The organism is Halalkalibacterium halodurans (genome assembly GCF_004376175.1).
In the GTDB taxonomy this organism is placed as follows: domain Bacteria; phylum Bacillota; class Bacilli; order Bacillales; family Bacillaceae_D; genus Halalkalibacterium; species Halalkalibacterium halodurans.
This window is the reverse complement of the sequence record NZ_SNUY01000147.1, coordinates 1-1516: the sequence shown is the minus strand read 5'-3', so window position 1 is coordinate 1516 and position 1516 is coordinate 1. Positions and strand designations below refer to the sequence as shown.

Genomic DNA, 1516 nt, shown 5'->3' with positions numbered 1-1516 from the left:
CCACCATTAGTTGATTAGACACCAATAACGGTAGGGTATTTTGAGAGGGCTGGCAAGCCTTTTCTATTTGTGCAACCTTCTAACATTTTGGTTGCAATACTCTTAACTTTTATTTTGCACTAAACAAGGCGGTGATAATCATGAAAATGTCGAAAGAGGAAGCTAAGAAAATAGCAAATAAAGGACTCATGTTGAGTAAAAAAAATGGGTTTCCAACCACAAAAAAAAGCCTTACCAAGAAACGATAAGGACAGACAGTTAATTATATCTATATTTAACTGTCTTTAAGGTAAGCTTGCGTAAATTCCCAAAGTTCTTTTTCAGTCCAACCATCTTGAAGCCCATAAATCAGATTAACGCACTCAAAATTAAAAACGAAAAAAAGCAGTTCAACTTCGGTGAAAAATATGGAATTGATCACCTCAGTAGGATATATAACAAAACCCTTAAAAACATTTTCGTTATTTAAAGTAGCTCTGGCTTGTATTCTCTTGTTTCCATCTAGACATATATAAGGTTTATCCAGACCATAAAATCGTAAGAAAATAGGAAACCGTTTATCATCAAGTTTACTCTTAATTAATTTTGTACTTAAATCCAAAGCTAAATCATCAAGCTGAATTTTTTCAAGGGGAAGCTTTTGTTCTCGGACTAAGTTATTCACCATTTCCACATCAAAGTGATATATAAATTGACCGTACCTTGTGATATATTGAAATTTGTACATTTCTAACGTTTTTTCTAGATCTTGAGCCTTACCATAACGAAAAAAAAGAGGGTTCGTGTTCGGATACATTTTTATCCATTTTTTTAACTGATAATCTTTAATTTTTAAAACGTTTACCAATAGTTAGACCATTTTGTGTAAAAGGATAATTCCCCCAAACATTCTGACATTGAATTAACGTATTTTTCATAATCGTAAGAATATATCTTTGATCTCATATAAGGGAAAAATTCAACTGGCACTTTCAATCCTCCATAATATTATAGTTAGTAAAAATAATATATTTACTAATAGTAGTAATAAACCTAAAAAACACTAAATTATGCATGATTTTATGCAATGGATTATTTTTCAAAATCCCTTATAATTAAGGTTTTTTTTATTGCATAATGATCTTTTCTCAAAAGAGAATAATTTATCCGATAAAAGCCTTTTATATCAATGACTTCATAATTATCCTTGTTAACATAACCTGTAATATTGGAACCAATTTTGAATATCAATGTATACATTATTCATTTTCCTTTTTTACTATCTTTACAAATTTCTCCTTTGTAACATCGGCATATTTAATTCACCTTTTCAGTACGTCGACATGCTGGATAATCGATAACGGAAATAACGATCTATTTTATTCATGTTCACACTCCCTCAAGTAGCACCGTATTGTCAAAACTTTATATAAAAATAGGCTATTAAATCCTATATTAGAGGGCTTTATAAGCAAAAAAATTGCCACTCCCTGATTTCTGTAGATAATTGAGGTTACCAAACACCCAATTCCAGAAA

Annotated in this window: 1 protein-coding gene; it reads right to left on the bottom strand. The window is 30.3% G+C overall.

The window, feature by feature from the left end; translation table 11 throughout:
* Positions 1-274: 274 nt before the first annotated feature.
* Complete coding sequence (locus E2L07_RS20465; RefSeq protein ID WP_134230528.1) at positions 275-847, bottom strand: hypothetical protein; 573 nt, start codon at positions 845-847, stop codon at positions 275-277.
* Between the last annotated feature and the right edge of the window lie 669 nt (positions 848-1516).